General features: G+C 48.2%; 17 protein-coding genes. 11 read left to right on the top strand and 6 right to left on the bottom strand.

Annotated features, from left to right (window positions below; all coding sequences use genetic code 11):
- Nucleotides 1–6 precede the first annotated feature (6 nt).
- The 7 genes from malQ (at nt 7) to SPIBUDDY_RS07665 (ending at nt 7430) form a co-directional block, all read left to right on the top strand.
- Complete coding sequence (gene malQ / locus SPIBUDDY_RS07695) at nt 7–1545, top strand: 4-alpha-glucanotransferase (protein WP_013607184.1); 1539 nt, start codon at nt 7–9, stop codon at nt 1543–1545.
- Nucleotides 1546–1645: 100 nt separating this feature from the next.
- Nucleotides 1646–2494, top strand: coding sequence for a DUF72 domain-containing protein (locus SPIBUDDY_RS07690; protein ID WP_013607183.1), 849 nt, complete (start codon nt 1646–1648; stop codon nt 2492–2494).
- A 42-nt stretch (nt 2495–2536) separates the two neighbouring features.
- Complete coding sequence (locus SPIBUDDY_RS07685; RefSeq protein WP_013607182.1) at nt 2537–3631, top strand: hypothetical protein; 1095 nt, start codon at nt 2537–2539, stop codon at nt 3629–3631.
- Nucleotides 3628–4392, top strand: a complete 765-nt coding sequence (locus SPIBUDDY_RS07680) for a DODA-type extradiol aromatic ring-opening family dioxygenase (RefSeq protein WP_013607181.1) — start codon at nt 3628–3630, stop codon at nt 4390–4392. Before SPIBUDDY_RS07685 ends, SPIBUDDY_RS07680 begins: the two co-directional genes overlap by 4 nt.
- A gap of 2 nt (nt 4393–4394) precedes the next feature.
- Nucleotides 4395–5270: a PhzF family phenazine biosynthesis isomerase gene (locus SPIBUDDY_RS07675; protein ID WP_013607180.1), complete on the top strand. Its 876-nt coding sequence runs from the start codon at nt 4395–4397 to the stop codon at nt 5268–5270.
- 11 nt (nt 5271–5281) lie between these two features.
- On the top strand, nt 5282–5572 hold the full coding sequence (locus SPIBUDDY_RS07670) for a toxin-antitoxin system YwqK family antitoxin (protein ID WP_013607179.1): 291 nt from the start codon (nt 5282–5284) through the stop codon (nt 5570–5572).
- Between the two features lie 73 nt (nt 5573–5645).
- A complete protein-coding gene (locus SPIBUDDY_RS07665; protein ID WP_013607178.1) occupies nt 5646–7430 on the top strand; it encodes a bifunctional metallophosphatase/5'-nucleotidase in 1785 nt (594 codons plus the stop codon).
- A 17-nt stretch (nt 7431–7447) separates the two neighbouring features.
- Here the strand turns inward: SPIBUDDY_RS07665 and SPIBUDDY_RS07660 are convergent, their stop codons facing one another.
- The 3 genes from SPIBUDDY_RS07660 to SPIBUDDY_RS07650 all read right to left on the bottom strand — a co-directional run bounded on the left by SPIBUDDY_RS07660 (nt 7448) and on the right by SPIBUDDY_RS07650 (nt 9663).
- Nucleotides 7448–8350: a DUF5131 family protein gene (locus SPIBUDDY_RS07660; protein ID WP_013607177.1), complete on the bottom strand. Its 903-nt coding sequence runs from the start codon at nt 8348–8350 to the stop codon at nt 7448–7450.
- Between the two features lie 100 nt (nt 8351–8450).
- A complete protein-coding gene (locus SPIBUDDY_RS07655; RefSeq protein ID WP_013607176.1) occupies nt 8451–8639 on the bottom strand; it encodes a type II toxin-antitoxin system antitoxin in 189 nt (62 codons plus the stop codon).
- Between the two features lie 19 nt (nt 8640–8658).
- The gene (locus SPIBUDDY_RS07650; protein ID WP_013607175.1) at nt 8659–9663 is read right to left on the bottom strand and encodes an SPFH domain-containing protein; all 1005 of its coding nucleotides are present in this window, start codon (nt 9661–9663) and stop codon (nt 8659–8661) included.
- 286 nt (nt 9664–9949) lie between these two features.
- Between SPIBUDDY_RS07650 and speA the strand changes: the two genes are divergently transcribed.
- The 4 genes from speA to SPIBUDDY_RS07630 are packed head-to-tail and all read left to right on the top strand — an operon-like array spanning nt 9950 to nt 15057.
- A complete protein-coding gene (speA, locus tag SPIBUDDY_RS07645; RefSeq protein ID WP_013607174.1) occupies nt 9950–11863 on the top strand; it encodes a biosynthetic arginine decarboxylase in 1914 nt (637 codons plus the stop codon).
- Between the two features lie 3 nt (nt 11864–11866).
- Entirely contained in the window at nt 11867–13072 is a 1206-nt protein-coding gene (locus SPIBUDDY_RS07640; protein ID WP_013607173.1) for a saccharopine dehydrogenase family protein, read from the top strand.
- Between the two features lie 3 nt (nt 13073–13075).
- The gene (locus tag SPIBUDDY_RS07635; RefSeq protein ID WP_013607172.1) at nt 13076–14191 is read left to right on the top strand and encodes a carboxynorspermidine decarboxylase; all 1116 of its coding nucleotides are present in this window, start codon (nt 13076–13078) and stop codon (nt 14189–14191) included.
- A gap of 8 nt (nt 14192–14199) precedes the next feature.
- Nucleotides 14200–15057 (top strand): agmatinase family protein, encoded by an 858-nt coding sequence (locus SPIBUDDY_RS07630; RefSeq protein WP_013607171.1) that lies wholly within the window; start codon nt 14200–14202, stop codon nt 15055–15057.
- On the opposite strand, the gene SPIBUDDY_RS07625 is transcribed toward SPIBUDDY_RS07630, so the two are convergent.
- The 3 genes from SPIBUDDY_RS07625 to SPIBUDDY_RS07615 form a co-directional block, all read right to left on the bottom strand.
- The gene (locus SPIBUDDY_RS07625) at nt 15034–15459 is read right to left on the bottom strand and encodes a flavodoxin domain-containing protein (protein ID WP_013607170.1); all 426 of its coding nucleotides are present in this window, start codon (nt 15457–15459) and stop codon (nt 15034–15036) included. The genes SPIBUDDY_RS07630 and SPIBUDDY_RS07625 overlap by 24 nt on opposite strands.
- Nucleotides 15456–16016, bottom strand: coding sequence for a DUF3793 family protein (locus tag SPIBUDDY_RS07620; RefSeq protein WP_172634190.1), 561 nt, complete (start codon nt 16014–16016; stop codon nt 15456–15458). The genes SPIBUDDY_RS07625 and SPIBUDDY_RS07620 overlap by 4 nt, the downstream gene beginning before the upstream one ends.
- 97 nt (nt 16017–16113) lie before the next feature.
- Nucleotides 16114–16941: a tetratricopeptide repeat protein gene (locus SPIBUDDY_RS07615; RefSeq protein ID WP_155816078.1), complete on the bottom strand. Its 828-nt coding sequence runs from the start codon at nt 16939–16941 to the stop codon at nt 16114–16116.
- Between the last annotated feature and the right edge of the window lie 38 nt (nt 16942–16979).

Here is a 16979-nt window from a genome sequence, read left to right as displayed (position 1 = left end):
GCACGTATGAACAGCAAGCATATTCGCACTGCAGGAATACTTTTGCACCTCACCAGCCTGAGCTCGGACTATGGTATCGGGGATCTGGGAAAACAAGCCTATCGCATGGCTGACTGGATAGCTTCTACCGGTGTGGGCCTCTGGCAGGTATTGCCCCTCGGCCCAACAGGGTTTGGCAATTCTCCCTATGCCCCCAGATCGACCTTTGCGGGTAATGAACTGCTTATCAGCGTAGAGCAACTCGTCTATGAAGGGTTGCTCAGCAGCAAGGATTTGGAGCAGCATCCTGTCTTTTCACGTGATCATGTCGATTTTGATACAGTCCAAACTTGGAAACTTCCTCTTCTTAAAAAAGCAGCGAAAACCTTTCTTTTCGTCAAACAACACCAGAAGGAAGCGTTTGAAACGTTCTGCAAACAGCAGGAATTTTGGCTGGAAGAGTATGCCGCATTCATGGTCATATATGAGAAATTTGGTGATGCCAGGTGGTTCAGCCACTGGCCTGAGGATTTGGCTAAACGGAATGAAAAAGCCCTTGGTGCCTTCAAAGCGGAGCATGGTGAGGAAATAGCAGTCTGGAAAGTGCTCCAATTCTTCTTTGAGATGCAATTCAATGCTTTCAAGCACTACGTCAATGCAAAAAACCTCAAGTTGGTTGGGGATGCTCCCATTTTTGTTGCTGCGGACAGTTCTGATACCTGGAGTAATCTACACTTGTTCAAAACTGATGCAAAAGGACGATTCAGTGCAGTCAGCGGTGTTCCCCCGGATATTTTCTCTGCAACGGGACAGCTGTGGGGAAATCCCGTGTATGATTGGAACGTACTGAAACAGGATGGCTATGCATGGTGGATCAAGCGCCTACAGCGTCTTTTTGCCATGACCGACATTTTGAGGATCGACCATTTCAGGGGTTTTGATGCCTATTATGAAATTCCTGCAGGAGATACAACTGCCGAACGGGGAAAATGGGTTGAGGCGGGAGGCAAGGATTTCTTTAGAGCAGTGCACGATCATTTTGGGGAAGTACCCATTATTGCAGAAGATTTGGGCTTGATGACGCCATCCGTAGAAGCCTTGCGTGATACAAACGGCTTTGCGGGCATGAAGATTTTTCAGTTTGGATTCGGGATGGATAGAGCGGGAAAACCCAATTACTATGATGATTTCTTAGTGCATAACTGGGCTGAGAACTTCGTAGCGTATACGGGAACCCATGACAACAACACGACTTTGGGGTGGTTTTCCTCCCTCGATGAACAGACAAAGCACATGGTGCTTTCCTACTTGAATTGCTCAAAGGATGAGGTGGTCTGGTCGATGATACGTCAACTTATGCTTAGTCATGCTCGTACTGCAATCATCCCGATGCAGGACCTGCTCGAAAAAGATGCTCAGGCACGATTCAATTATCCCTCGTCTTGCAACGATCGGAACTGGAGTTGGAGAGTCCTCCAGGAGGAGTGTACCCAAGAGGTAGCACAAAAGCTTGCACATTTGGTCATGCTCTCGGCCAGGACCGGCAAGCTGGCAGAAGATGCTTGATACCATCGCCCCAGGGTGATGATCATGTTCCTTCCTTTTCAAGGTCGGACCTTTTGGGGCCGACCTTGTTTTATACAGGCAACTCTTGCTACAGTAGCGTATGATCTATATTGGTACCTGTTCATGGAAATATACCAGTTGGGAAGGCATGGTCTATGATTCGTTCAGCAACGAAGACCTGCTTGCCCAGTATGCAAAACACTACCGTTCTGTTGAAGTCGACCAATGGTTCTGGTCTCTGGGAAAGCAAAGTTACGGCTTGCCTGACCCGGCAACTGTTCTTAGCTATGACCAAGCTACCCCAGAACAATTTCGTTTCACCATCAAATGCCCCAACGCACTGACATTGCCGTTCGCCTATGGATCAACAGAAGCGATGAACCCATGGTTTTTGGATGCAGAGGTATTTTATCGCTTTCTTGAACGCTTGGGCCCCTTGGTTTCGAAAGTGGGGCTCTTCATGTTCCAGTTTGCTTACCTCAATCAAAAAGCCATCCATGAGCGAAAGGTGTTCGAGCAGAAGCTACAGACATTCCTAGGCATGCTCCCTGATTCCCTTGCGTATGCCGTAGAGATACGCAATCCCAACTGGATCGATTCATCGTGGTTTGAATTTCTTCACACGCAGAAGATTGCTCCTGTGCTTTTATCCGGATATTGGATGGAGAACCCGCTTACAACCTTGCAGCTGTTTGAACAATCAAAAGGGGATACGCTGTGCATCCGACTTCATGGTGATGACCGTTCTGGAATTGAACAGGAAACCGGGGGAATCTGGAACCGTATTGTCAAGAACAAGGATGATGAATTGGCAAGTATCGCACCCAAAATTGTTGCGCTTGCCAAAGAGGGCAGGGTGGTGTACATCAATGTGAATAATCACTACGAGGGAAGTGCTCCGATGACCATCGAAAAGCTCATAGCCTACCTTGGAGGTGTGTACGAATGAGTATTTGTGTGATAGGGTAAAAGACGAAAAGAGGAGGCAGGGATGCAGTCCATCGAGAACCTGCTTGCAACCGTAGCCATCAAGCGAAGTGTCGGATCGAAAGAGAACGACCAGCTCCTCTCTCTTTGTGAAAATTTTGCGTCCTCTTTAGGCTATGAGGTGCAAAGCCAGAATTTTCCCTCCCCTATCTGGAGTGGATCTCTCTCATTTCTTAGGCTATCGGAAGAGAGTTGTACTGTTCTGCCTTCACCTTTTTCTCCACCCTGCCAGGTTTCTGCTCCATTGGTTTTTGCCTCTCAAAAGGCAACGCTGACAGGGCTTGATGCATCTGCTTCCATTCTGGTTGTACACGGCTCGTTGGCTAAGGAACCGATGCGGGATTCTGAGCTGCTTGGCTTGCTTTCTCACACCAAGGCCAAAGCCATCATATGCCTGACCGGTATGCATGATTCGACCGGCCTCTCTCCTTTCCCCCTCATTACAAGTGCCTCTTTTTCCATCCCCAGCTGTTATGCGCCATCCTCGCTCATTGAATCGCTTCTGCAAGCAAAGGAGGACAGGCTTTCTGTTCCGCTTCAGCTATTTTGCGATGTAAAGCAAAAAGAAAGCAGGCAGTTGCTCATCACTGTTCCCTCTTGTAACCCCACCTTAATGGTGACAGCACAGATGGACTGCAAGTATGGCACGCAGGGAGCCTTGCATCATGCAAGTTCTGTGGCAACGCTCCTCTCTCTTATGCAGCAAAAAATTGACTCCTCGATTGCTTTTCTGCTTACCAACGGCCAAGCATACGACCAAGGAATCGGGTATACGACGTTCCAGCACTTCAACACCTTTCCCATTACAGAAGTCGTCAGATTGACGGGCTTGGGATGCAAACAATCAACGCTTGCGTTCCAAGATTTTAGTTCAACGCTTGCTCCGCTCTTGCGAAAGAGAGGGGTGCAAGAGATGCAGCTTGGTAAGGACCGATTCTCTTGCGTCCTACCAGAGCTCCTGGTTTCTTCATCGAATCAGAGCATGCTTGCACGGGTGGCTGATACGCAGCTCGATACCTTGCAAGCTGTGGATATGCAAATACTCACAAACCAAGCTCAACAATTGGGCGAACTACTTACCGCATGGAGGTCTCGATGAAAGCGCAAATACTGTACATTTCCCATGGAGGAGGCCCCCTTCCGTTGCTTGGCGACCAATACCATCAGAACATGGTTGCATTCATGCAGGATCTGAACACCAAATTGGTACGGCCCGATGCAATTGTAGTCATCAGCGCCCATTGGGAAATGGCTAGGCCGACTTTGCTCAGCAATGAGAATCCTGGTTTGTTGTATGACTATTACGGTTTTCCCAGAGAAGCCTATCAGATTACCTATCCGGCACCCGGTGATCCTGAATTGGCCCGTACGATTGCCACCTTACTAGCAGGGGATGTAGATGAGAAGAGGGGTTTCGACCATGGCATGTTCATTCCCCTGAGCCTGATGTATCCCGATGCAGGCATACCAACCATCCAGCTTTCATTGCTCTCTTCCCTTTCAAGCCTTGATCATTGGAACTTGGGAGAAGCGCTCAGGCCCTTGCTGGATCAGAATATTTTGTTTATAGGATCGGGCTTCAGTTTTCATAATATGCGACTGTTTTATCAGCAGGATGACAAGCAAAATCAAGCATTCCAGGAGTTTCTGATACACACTTGTGCTACTGACCTTCCTCTTGAAAAGCGAAAGGAAGCCTTGGTGGGTTGGCAGCAGGCACCTTTCGCCCGGCATTGCCATCCCCGGGAAGAGCATCTTCTGCCGTTGCACATCTGCTGTTCCCTCGCTCAGAAAACAGCACAGTTGGTTTTCGATGATGAGATACTTATGCGTAGGTCGGTGGGGTTCCTTTGGAGGTAAGTATGCAAATGCGAAGGCTATGGCAGGTTGATGCCTTTACCACGCAAGCCTTTTCGGGCAACCCTGCAGGGGTTGTCTATCCCTCTGATGGCCTTAGCCAGGAGATGATGCTGAGGATAAGCAGAGAATTGAACAATAGTGAAACGGCGTTCATCTACCAATGGGAGGACGCTGACGTCCAACATATACGTTTCTTTACTCCCAAACAGGAAGTACCCCTTTGCACCCATGCAAGTGTGGCAAGCTACCACATTCTTGCAACCGAATTGGGACTTCCCCCAGGTTCTCACCAGATGCTCTGCGAGGCAGGATTGCTTCCTATTACCATAGAATATGAAACTGAACATCCAACTATATATATTACTCAAAAAGAAGGCTTGTTTGGGCCGATACTCTCAGAACAGCAGAAACAGCAACTTCTTTCGGCCTTACGGTTGTCGGCTTCAGCTCTGTACGAGGATTTGCCGTTGCAGATTGTCTCAACCGGAAATGCAAAAGTCTTGGTTGGACTGAAGAGCAAACAGACACTGGATACCCTTTTTGTACAACGGGACCTTTTGATCGCATTGGGATCTGAGCTCGGAGTCCCGGGCTTCTATCTGTATACGTTCGACCAGGCTGAGGGCGAGGTAGTCGCCCATACGCGCATGTTCAGTCCGGGAAGCGGAGTTGAAGAGGACCCGGTAACCGGCAATGCAGCCGGAGCTTTGGCGTTGTATCTGCAACAGTATACTAACCGTATCCATCAAGGGAAGGCGATATTCATGCAAGGTGAGGCAATAAAGAGAACAGGATTGGTTATCGTGCAAGTAAACCAAAACCGTGCCACGGTGCTTGGACAGGCCTGCACCGTGTTCGAAGCGATGCTGAATGTATAGGAGGGACGAATATGGAGACAGATAACCGGTATGCAAATGGCCAAGTCCAACAAAGTCAGACTGGAAATACGCTGACCCACTATTTCAAGACTGGCATCATCAAAGCCCAAGGTCCCCTGAAGGATAATTTGATGGACGGACAATGGAACTTTTATCGGGAGAATGGAATGATCTGGCAGGTGGGAAACTTCAAAAAAGGGGTAAAACATGGTTCCTGGGTACGGTACAGCAAGGTTGGCGCCTTGGAGTACGAGGCTCATTTCGAAGAGGGGAAGGAAGTTTCGAAACGCCTGTATCACTAATTTGGTTTTCACGCAGTAAGGACTGCAGAATCACACAAACCGGTTGGAGGACAACCGGAAAAAGGAGTGCATTATGTACAAGAAAGGATTGAAAACAACGATTGTATTGTTGCTGCTGTTCTGCCTTTCGGTGAATTTCTTGGCTTCTCAACCCACCCTTGAGATCCCCAGCGCACAGAACCTCGTTATTCTGGGTACTACGGATTTACATGGTAATGTGTGGGGTTTCAGCTATGAGAACGACAAGGATACCACCAATACCGGTATGGCCAGGATCGCCACCTATGTAGAGAAAGTGCGACGTGAAGAGAACAACGTTGTGCTGGTGGATAATGGTGATACCATCCAAGGCAACATCATGACCGATGATTTGTACAACAAACGAGAAGGTGAACATCCGGTGATGCGGGCGATGAACATTCTTGCGTATGACAGCATGACACTGGGAAACCATGAGTTCAACTTTGGTCAGAATCTCATCAGTCGCCTTCAGATGCTTGCCAATTTCCCCATCCTTGCTGCAAATATGGCACGCATCGATGGAACCATGGGGGCCGAGCCGTATACAATTATCGAGCGTTCCGGCATAAAAATCGGCATCATCGGGGTAACCAACCCCAATGCACCACGCTGGGATGGCGAGAAGACCGATCCTTTTGTATACGCACCGGTGGGTCCTGCAGTACGCAAGGTGGTTGACATCATCAAGGATAAGGTCGATGTGATCATCGTAACTTCCCATGTCGGCATCTATCCCGAGTACGATGAGGAAGGCGGCAGTGACGGTGCAAAATCAATCCTTGAGCTCTGTCCTGAAGTCGATGTATTGATCGTTGGTCACGACCACAATGCAATCAAGGAAATTCGGGGAACAACCGTCATCGGCGGGGCAAGGAACCTCGGTCGGGAAGTCATCCGTATCGATCTTGCATTGAATGAGAATAAAGAGATAATCGATCGCAAGGTTGAACTCGTGGATATGGCAAACTATGAGCCAAGCGATCTTATCCGCAAGAATGCATTCATTGCCGAAGCGCACAAAGCAACCCGCGACTTCATCAGCGGTGGTGCACCTTCAGCCGATGGGAAGAGCAGCGGAGGCATTTTTGGCCAAGCATCAGTGGATTTCCAGCCCAAGAATGAGATTCTTGGCATACCTGAGGGCAAGCTACGTGATACCGCCGTCATGGATTTGATCAATGAGGTGCAATTGCTCAATAGTGGTGCCGATGTGTCGGCAGCAGCTCTATTTGCCGATACCAGCAACATTCCCAAAGGTGATATCAACTACGGTACAATCTTTGGCATCTACAAGTATGACAATACGCTGTATCGTGTTGAGGTTACCGGATCGGAATTAAAGGCGTATATGGAATGGTCGGCAGCTTGTTACAATCAATACAAGAGCGGAGACATGTCCATCAGCTTCAATCCGGAGAAACCTGGATACCTGTACGATATGTTTGCCGGTGTGGATTATGAGATCGACCTTTCAAAGCCGGTCGGACAGCGCATCCGCAATGTAATGTTCAAGGGCAAACCGCTTGCAAACGATCAACGGCTCACCCTTGCTGTGAACAACTACCGGTATTCTTCTGCCCTCAAGGCCCAAAAGTTGGTTGCAGGAACCAAGGAATGGGAGAGTCCCAACTCGATCCGCGACATGCTGGTAGAGTACATAAAAGCCCAGAAAACCATTGTTCCAAAGGTTGACAACAACTGGAAGATCGTGGGAGTCAACCTTGCTTCACCCTATCGAGATGCAGTGGTCAAGCTGGTGAACGAGGGAAAATTGGAAGTTCCCTATGCGAAGGCCTTGAATGTTGATGAGCTTAAGAAACAAGGCATTATCAAGTAAGTAAGAAAATTGATTGGTTATTCGGAGGTGGCAGCAATGCCACCTCTTTCTTGCATGCATGTGCTGCATGCACTACAACCATTGCAGATGAGACGGCTGCCGCATTGCTCACAACACGTTCTGAAGTGCGGTTTGTATAAGAGTTCTTTCTCTATCGGGCCGTATTCATCGACAAGGTCGAAATGCATCGGCTTGCCTACATGCTGTAAGCCTGATTTGCATGCCATACTGCTTTGTAATCGTTTTGACTTGAGGTGATAGGTTTTCCCATCCTTGATCAGGTAGGTTCCTGTTTCAATGAAACAAAACGTAATGTCTGACTGTACACAGGCTTGGTGAAGGCCTTTGACCCAATCGATGTCACAGGGGCGGGGATTGTCGTAGTTCTCCCCTCCGACGAGTACTTGCTCAATCTGGTTCGTAGCCAGATAAGCAGAGATGTCGATGGGACCCAAAAGGGGAGCGCACATGATTCCCTTGTGCTTGAAAGGAAGGTCGAGCAAGAGAGGAATACGCTGATCAGCCCTTTTTTGGTTCTCACAGGTGACGTTGAACATAACATGGTCCCACCCGTCGTTCCAATCTGAGGGAAGACATGTTGAAACCCGTTCAGGCCTTTTGGTTAACAAGAAAAATTTTACATCCCTGCGTTGTCGGATGAGACGCCATGCCTCATCCCTCCATGCGTCAGCTTGCTCGAGAAAGAAGTCGCTGGTCATACAGACGCGAAGCATCTCCCCGGACTGTACGGTATATCTGCCTTTTCTATCCTGATGTAAAGGGTAGGTAAAGCCGGCTTTTGTACGGAAAATGTCCCTACCGTCCATACCACGCTTACGGTCAAGGGCATACATATAGCAATTCTGACAGCCTTCACTGCATTTGATGCATCCATGCCAAGGGTTCCAAATGTCATGCATGTAAATACTCCACGCATGTATAGTACACTATGGATTGCCTATGGAGCAAGAAAAACCCCCATCCAAAAGGACGAGGGTTGGCAGCATTACTCACGTGAGCTTATTCTAACTCAGAACTTTCATCCTCAAATGACTTGTTCCTACGTTTTCTTACACAATCGGTAAGCAAGTATTCAATCTGCCCATTGATTGAGCGAAAATCGTCATCAGCCCAACGGGCCAACTCTTCCCACAGCGACGACGATAGACGCAGTAATACTTGTTTTTTAGCTTTATCCTTTGCCTCCATACGTCATCTTCCTTTCGTGTTAATAGAGTGATCCGCTGTTTACGATCGGCTGGACATCACGGTTGCCGCATAGGACTACCATCAGGTTGCTCACCATCGAAGCCTTACGCTCTTCATCAAGGGTTACAATACCATTTTTATTCAGCTGATCGAGAGCCATTTCCACCATGCCTACTGCACCTTCAACAATTTTCTGGCGTGCAGCAATAATGGCGGATGCTTGCTGTCGTTGCAACATGGCTGCAGCAATCTCGGGGGCATACGAGAGGTGGGTGATCCTGGCTTCGAGTATTTGCAATCCTGCTACCTCAACCTTCGACTGCAACTCACGCTGCAAATCCTGGGCGACCTCTGTGCTGCTTCCACGTAGTGATTTCTCATCCTCTTCGGAGTCGTAGGGGAAAAGTCTTACTACGTTGCGAAGGGCAGAGTCACATTGGATGGATAAGTATTCTACATAGTTGTCTACGCTGAAGACAGCCTTTGCCGTATCAACAACCTTCCAAATGACTACAACACCGATAATAATCGGATTTCCCAGGGCATCGTTCACTTTTTGCTTGTCATTGTTCAGTGTCAGCGCCTTGAGGGAAATCTTTTTCTTGGGGAATTGGATGGTATAGGTAGTAGACATTTTACCCGGTTCGGTTTTTGATTCAGGCTTTGAAGTGGAAGATGCTGTATCGGTATTGGTAATTGGATTAACCGCACTTACAAACGGATTGACCCAGAAGAACCCTTCTTTCTTGAGCGTCCCGTAGTACTTGCCGAACAGGGTGAGTACCAATGCTTCATTGGGCTTTACAATTTTCAGTCCGGCATAAAGAATGGGTCCAACGACGAAACCATAGAGAGCACTCACTACCACCACAAGAAAGCGTAGGAGAGCAGGCATGTCGGCAACAAAGCCTATGACAAAGAACACACAGCATGCAAGAATCAGGGCAGTGTTGAGCAGAAGGAATGCAAAACCATTCGCCACACTGGTCAAGATCTTTTCTTGGGAGTAGACAGGTTCATTCATACGAATGCCTCCAAAATGATTCATAAAGATATCAAAACGATATCATCTAGATATTCCTACGTTTGTGTTGTTTTGTCAAGCCGAGCATTCACTTTTTCATGCGTGTACTAGGTATGTATGAACTTTATTAAAAGATATTCATTTTGCTAGAATTACCATACAAACAAAGGGATATTTTTTTACAGGGAACATACTTGCTACATCATTCCTAGTAAAGTGCTAGGTTCTGTGTGCAATCCTCCCTTTTTCTGCTATACTATGACATACTAGCAATAAGGGAGCGCCTATGCAGAACTGGAAAATCAAAGATGCAGAAAAGCTATACCGAATCAATGATTGGGGAAACGGCTATTTCCATATAGCAGATACCGGGGAAGTAGAAGTAAGGTTGAAGGACAAGTCACCACAGTCCTCCATAAGCTTGCTCTCCATCGCCAAGGGGCTGCAGGAACGAGGGATGAAACTTCCCGTTCTCCTTCGTTTTTCCAATATTTTGGATGACCGCATCCAGCATATCAATGAGAGTTTCCTGAATGCAATCAAGGATGCCGGATACCAGGGAACCTATCGCGGTGTGTATCCGATAAAGGTGAACCAACAACAACAGGTAGTCGAGGAAATTTGCAAATATGGGCAGCAGTACCATCATGGGTTGGAAACCGGCAGCAAAGCCGAACTCATTATAGCCTTGGCCCATATTGATGATCCTGAGGCGTATGTCATTTGCAATGGGTATAAGGATGAAGAGTATATAGATCTTGCGCTCAAAGGATTGCAACTGGGTATTCAGACTGTGCTGGTTGTGGAAATGCCCGGAGAAGTCGGGATCATCCTCCAGCGATCACGGGCGTTGGGTATTAAGCCGAACATCGGCCTACGTATGAAACCCTCAACCATGGCAAGCGGCCATTGGACGGACAGCGGTGGGGACCGCAGCGTTTTCGGACTGAATACCACGCAGGTCGTCCAAGTTGTAGACCGGCTTCGCAAAGAGAATATGTTGGATTGCCTGAAACTGTTGCACTACCATCTGGGAAGCCAAATTCCCAACATTCACGATATTCGTGTCGGCGCAACCGAAGCCGCTCGGTTCTATGCAGGGTTGGTACACGAAGGTGCTGCCATGGGATTGTTGGATATGGGAGGCGGCTTGGCCATCGATTATGATGGCAGTCACTCAAACAGTTCAAACAGTCGAAACTATTCAACCAAAGAGTATTGTGATGACGTGGTTGAGGAAATCATGACCATCTGCAAGGAAGAAAACATTCCCCATCCAACGCTCATCAGTGAGTCGGGAAGGGCTCTTGTCTCCTACTATTCGGTTCTGTTGATGAACATTCTCGATACCAATGTATTCTGGGATGGGAAGAACAGCGAAGAGGATGTCTACGACGATGCTATGATGCCCGCCTTGGAGAACCTCTTGTATGTACGGACCATGCTCAACGAAAAGAATGCCCAGGAATGTCTGAATGACTTGAATTATTATCGCGAGGAAAATCGCAATAAATTTTTGTACGGCAAGGTGAACATGCGCGAGCGGGCCGCTGCAGAACATGTATATTGGTCGATCATCGCTGAGATCCAGCAAAAGTATGGCGATATTCACTCTTCCGAAATACAGAAGCTGGAGCACCAACTTTCCGATATCTATTACGGGAATTTCAGCTTGTTCCAATCGCTTCCCGATGTATGGGCCATCGACCAGATGTTTCCCATTATGCCGATCCATCGTTTGGATACCAAACCGGAACGCAAGGCGGTATTGTCCGATATCACCTGTGATAGCGAAGGAAAAATCGACAAGTTCATTACCAGCTCAGGCGTCTCCAACACCTTGCCGCTTCACAGCCTGACAGAAGATGAGGATTACATTCTAGGTGTTTTCTTGGTGGGGGCTTATCAGGAGACTTTAGGGGATTTGCACAACCTGCTTGGGGATACCAATGTAGTTTCCATCACGTATGATGACGATGGAACATTCAGTTTGCACAATGAGCTGGAAGGGGATACGGTTGCCGATGTGCTCAGCTACGTGGAGTATGAGCCGAAACGCCTTGAGGCCATGATTCGTACCAAGGCGGAAAAGGCAGTACAAGAGGGTAGGATTACGGTACAGGAAAGAAGACGGATCATCTCAGCCTATACTGCTGGCTTGAGGGGGTATACCTATTACGAGACCGACCAAGAGGAGTAAGGGATGAACAAGAAACGATTGATAATTATTGGTGCTGGGGGAGTTGGCAATGTTGCAGTGCGCAAGTCCGCACGCATGGAAGACCTCTATGAAGAGATATTGCTCGCCAGCAGAACCAAGGCAAAGTGTGACGCCATCGCCAAGGAAGCAGGACCTGTTCCCATCCGCACAGCAGAGGTGGATGCAGACGATGTGCAAGCCCTTGTTTCCCTTATCAGGAATTTCAAGGCGGATGTATTGCTCAATGTAGCCCTTCCGTATCAGGACCTTACTATTATGCAGGCCTGCCTGGAGTGTGGAGTGCACTATGTGGATACTGCAAACTACGAACCCAAAGATGTGGCGCATTTTGAATACTCGTGGCAATGGGCATTCAGGGAAAAATTTGAAAAGGCCGGCTTGACCGCTCTGCTTGGCTCGGGTTTCGACCCCGGGGTAACCAATGTGTTTACCTCGTATGCCGCCAAGCATTACTTTGACGAGATGCACTATCTTGATATTGTAGATTGCAATGCCGGCGACCATGGCAAGAGTTTTGCAACCAACTTCAATCCAGAAATAAATATACGGGAAATTACCCAGAACGGAAAGTATTATGAGAAGGGTGAGTGGCTGGAAACAGAACCGCTAGAAATTCACCAGAATGTAGACTATCCGCGGGTAGGTTCGAAGGAGAGCTATCTCCTCTTCCACGAAGAACTGGAATCACTGGTGATGCATTACCCCACCCTCAAGCGTGCCCGCTTCTGGATGACGTTCAGTCAGCAATACATCACCTTTTTGAGGGTCCTTGAGGAGGTCGGCATGACTAGTATCAAACCGATCGAGTATCAGGGTATGGAAATACAACCTCTTCAGTTCCTGAAGGCAGTGCTTCCCGAGCCTTCCTCGCTTGGCCCCAACTATCAAGGCCAGACTTCCATCGGTTGTCAGATCAGGGGAGTGAAGGATGGAAAGGAACGCACCTTTTTTATTTTCAACAACTGCAGTCATCAGATGGCTTATCAGGATACCAAAGCACAGGCAGTCTCCTATACCACAGGAGTTCCTGCAGCCCTTGGTGCCAGTTTGGTTGCAAGAGGAATTTGGAATGCACCAGGGGTATGGAACATGGAGCAGTTTGACCCCGACCCGTTCCTTGCAGAACTCGGGAAAATGGGTCTTCCCTGGGAAGTCGTTGTAGATGGCAAGCTTGCCTTTGGAAAATAGAGCATGATCGATACCAAGCAGATATCCCATACTCCAGCCTTTGTGCTGGAGTATGAAGCCTTACAAAAAAACCTTGCCCTTATCAAGCAACTGCAAGATCAGGTGCCGGTCAAATTTCTCTTCGCACTCAAGGGTTTTGCCATGCACTCTGTTTTTCCAGAGCTGGCGGCTTCTGCATGCGGGGCAACCATATCCTCACTCAATGAGGCTCTCCTCGCTTCTCCTTACTTTTCAGAAGTGCATGCGTATGCTCCGGTGTATCAAGACCGTGAGTTCGAGACCATTGCCAGGATTGCCAAGCATATTACCTTCAATTCCCTCAATGAGTATGAGAAACATACGAAAGACTGCCCAAGAGCCAGCAAAGGTCTGAGAATCAATCCACTGTATTCTGCAGTTGAAACAGAACTTTACGACCCCTGTGCGATCGGTTCACGCCTGGGTGTCCTTCCCCAAGCGTTGCCGACACTCCCTGAAGGCTTGAGCGGCCTGCATTCACACAACCTTTGTGAGAGCACGGCGCATGATCTTGAGCAAACCCTGGTTTCCATCGAAAAACACTATGGGCATTTGCTTCCTTCCATTTCTTGGCTCAACCTTGGTGGCGGGCATCTGGTAACCAAAAAGGGCTATGACCTTGAGCTGTTCAAGGCCGTCCTCTCATCCTTCTGTATGCGTCATCCCCATATTCAGCTGTATCTGGAACCCGGGGCGGCGTTTGTCTGGGAAACAGGGTACTTGGCTACCAGAATTCTTGATATCGTACAAAATCAAGGCATCACCACACTGATGCTTGATACCTCGTTTGCCACCCATATGCCCGATTGTTTGGAAATGCCGTATGCTCCTCAGGTGGTAGGAGCTGAAATCGTCCAAGAGGGAGGGTACCGCCTGGGAGGCTGTAGCTGCCTGGCAGGCGATTGGGTAGGTTCGTATCGCTTCAAGAAACAACCCAAAGTAGGTGATACGCTTCTTTTGTGTGACATGATGCACTACACCATGGTAAAAACTACCATGTTCAACGGTATTGCACTTGCTGACATCGGCATGGTTCGAGACGGGCTGTACCAGATTGTCAAAACGTTCAGCTTTGATGACTATCAAAGACGATTATCGTAGGAGAATGTATGGAACATTGGTTTCTTGACTCGGAATTTCCCAATGCTGATCCCCAAAAGGCACACTTTCATGTCATTCCTTTTCCCTTGGAGGAGACTGTCTCCTACATGGGTGGAACCAAACATGGTCCATCTGCCATTATTGAGGCTTCCGGACAATTGGAGCAACTGGTGGAAGGCTACGGCAATCCGGGACTGCTTGGCATTCATACAACCCTCAATGTAGAAATGAGTGAAAACGGTGAGGACTCCATCGAGCGGGCAAGCAAGGCAATGCTCAATGCACGTACCTGTAATGCTATTCCTGTTCTCTTGGGTGGGGAGCATTCGGTGACCAATGCCGCCATCGATTTACTGCTTTCCTATGAAGATGTTGGGGTATTGCAGTTCGATGCCCATATGGATTTACGCGATACATATGAAGAGAGTAAACTCAGCCACGCCTGTGTTATGCGTAGGGTGGTGGAGAAGGGTATACCCCTTTTTCAGGTAGGCATCAGGAATTTCAGTGAAGAGGACCTTGCCGCAAGAGAACGCTATCAGGTAGGGCATTACGATGCATCCTACCTCTATCGCTGTAAGGATCTCTCTACGCTACAGCTTCCTGCGACGTTCCCGAAAAAGCTCTATATAACCTTCGATGTGGATGGTTTTGACGCCTCGCTGATGAGCGCAACCGGCACCCCCGATCCAGGTGGACTATCCTGGTGGGATGCCATCACGCTGTTGGAAAGCTTGACCGAGGGTAGGACGATTATCGGCATGGATGTGGTGGAGCTTGCACCCAATCAACTCCACCACCCAAGCTATACAGCTGGTAAACTCGTCTACTTCCTGATGGGCTTAGCGGCCAAGCGCAACTCCTAAGGCTTTTGCCTCGGCCAAGGCTGTTTGGTCGGGAGTGTCCTCGGCAATTACAGGTTCTGCTGCCAGCAGCGCACCGCTTTTACGGGTGGTTTCCTGCCACTCTCGCATCCACTGACCATCACCCCAGCCATACGAACCAAACAGGGCGACGGTTTTTCCGCTGAGATGAGGCAACAACGATTCAAACATCGGCTCAAACACCTCGTCCTCCAAGCTTTCACTGCCCATGGCAGGACACCCAAAGGCAAAGGCGTCGTAACTGTCCAGCATATCTGCTGAAAACATACCGGCGCTGATGACTTTTGCAAAGGCTCCAGCTTCCCGTACACCCTCGATAACGGCATCGGCCAACGCCTGTGTATTCCCTGTTCCACTATAATAGACAACTGCAATCTGTTTCATATATGTTTCCTTTGAACCGTCAAATCCTCTAGTTTTTTTCCTTTCTGGTGCAACTCAAGGTAGAGACGGGTACATTTCTTATATTGTGCGAACACCTTTTTTGCTTGTTGGACATCCGTATACACTTTCCAACATCCATCACATTTACCGTCACACCCCTTATTACGGATAAAAGCTTGTACATCAGATGCCGGATACCCCAAAAAGAGACCGATTTCATGGGGAAACTGTTCTTCATGGTCCAAGCGGTGCATGAGATGCTCAATTGAATCCGCGAGCGGACAAATCGGATACCCCAAGGGACAGAGAATGTGTTGTACTTCCTTCTGCTTCAACTTGTGTTCCAAGAGGTTGGGCCGATGTACATACATCAAATACAAATCTTTTTTTTGCTGCAGGAGTGTTACAACAACGCCTTTAGGATTCAATTTAATGTTCCACTGCTCAACGGTCGTATGCAAAGCTTCAAAATCTGTAGTGCGGTAACTGATTAAACTACCTACCTTGAGCGCGGCCAAGGTAGGAGATGCAAAACGTATGATAAGTTCGTCTGACACGGCTTTCCTCAATGTATAGTAGGTTAGCATATGCTAACTCTTGCATAGTAGAACACAAAAGAAAGGATTTGGTCAATACCTATAAATATAGTAGGAATTAAGGCTGGGTAGTATCGATTACTCCCACCAGCTTTTTCATTTTTTGGGCCAAGGTCGATGCAGCGCCAAAATGTTTGGTCGCCTGATTGTGGGCCCAGTGATATAAAACCGTAGCGTCATCAAAGTTACCCAGTTTTCGATAACAGCGTCCGATATGTACCAAAAGGCCGATTTTTTCAGCTTCCGTGGCAAATTGCTCCTCGCTATCAAGATAGGAGCGTACTACCAAGTAGTGGTCGAGGGCCTGTCGATACTTTTTCATTTTCTCCAGGCAGAAAGCGAGGCCGCAACGGGCCATGACTGCCTGGCTGGAAACAGAACCCGCCAACTCTTCCAGAAGGGAAAGAACATGCTTTCTGATCACCAATTCCTGGGAGTAGAGTTGTTTGGCATGCTGAATATCCGCTTGGAAACACAAGGCATCGATATATAGGTCATATCTGCTTCCACTATCCTGTGACCATGGAAGGGCGAGCAGCGAAGTAGCGATGCCCAGTGCCTCATCCAGTTGATTATCATCAAGATAGGAAAGGCCGAGGGCAAGTAGTGCCTCGAGGGTTCGTTCATCTTCCTGGTCGTACAGTGAAAGGCTGGTCTGATAAATTTGTTGGGCGATTTCCAATTCACTGGAGGTATCACGGGCCTGTAGATACGCCATATTCAACTCACTCATCACCACGACATATTGGGGGTTCATCGGTCCATGTTCGTTGAAGTGGGCGATACGCTGCTTCTCAAGATCTGCTATCTGCTGGTGGATCTTGGCAAAGTAGATGGGATCGTCGAGTTCACTCGTCAACAAAAGTCGTGCAAAGTAGTTTTCCATACAACAAGTATACACAGCTTGCAGGTCAATCAACAAGC

Source organism: Sphaerochaeta globosa str. Buddy, from assembly GCF_000190435.1.
GTDB classification, from domain to species: domain Bacteria; phylum Spirochaetota; class Spirochaetia; order Sphaerochaetales; family Sphaerochaetaceae; genus Sphaerochaeta; species Sphaerochaeta globosa.
This window is presented reverse-complemented; position numbering and strand designations above follow the sequence as displayed.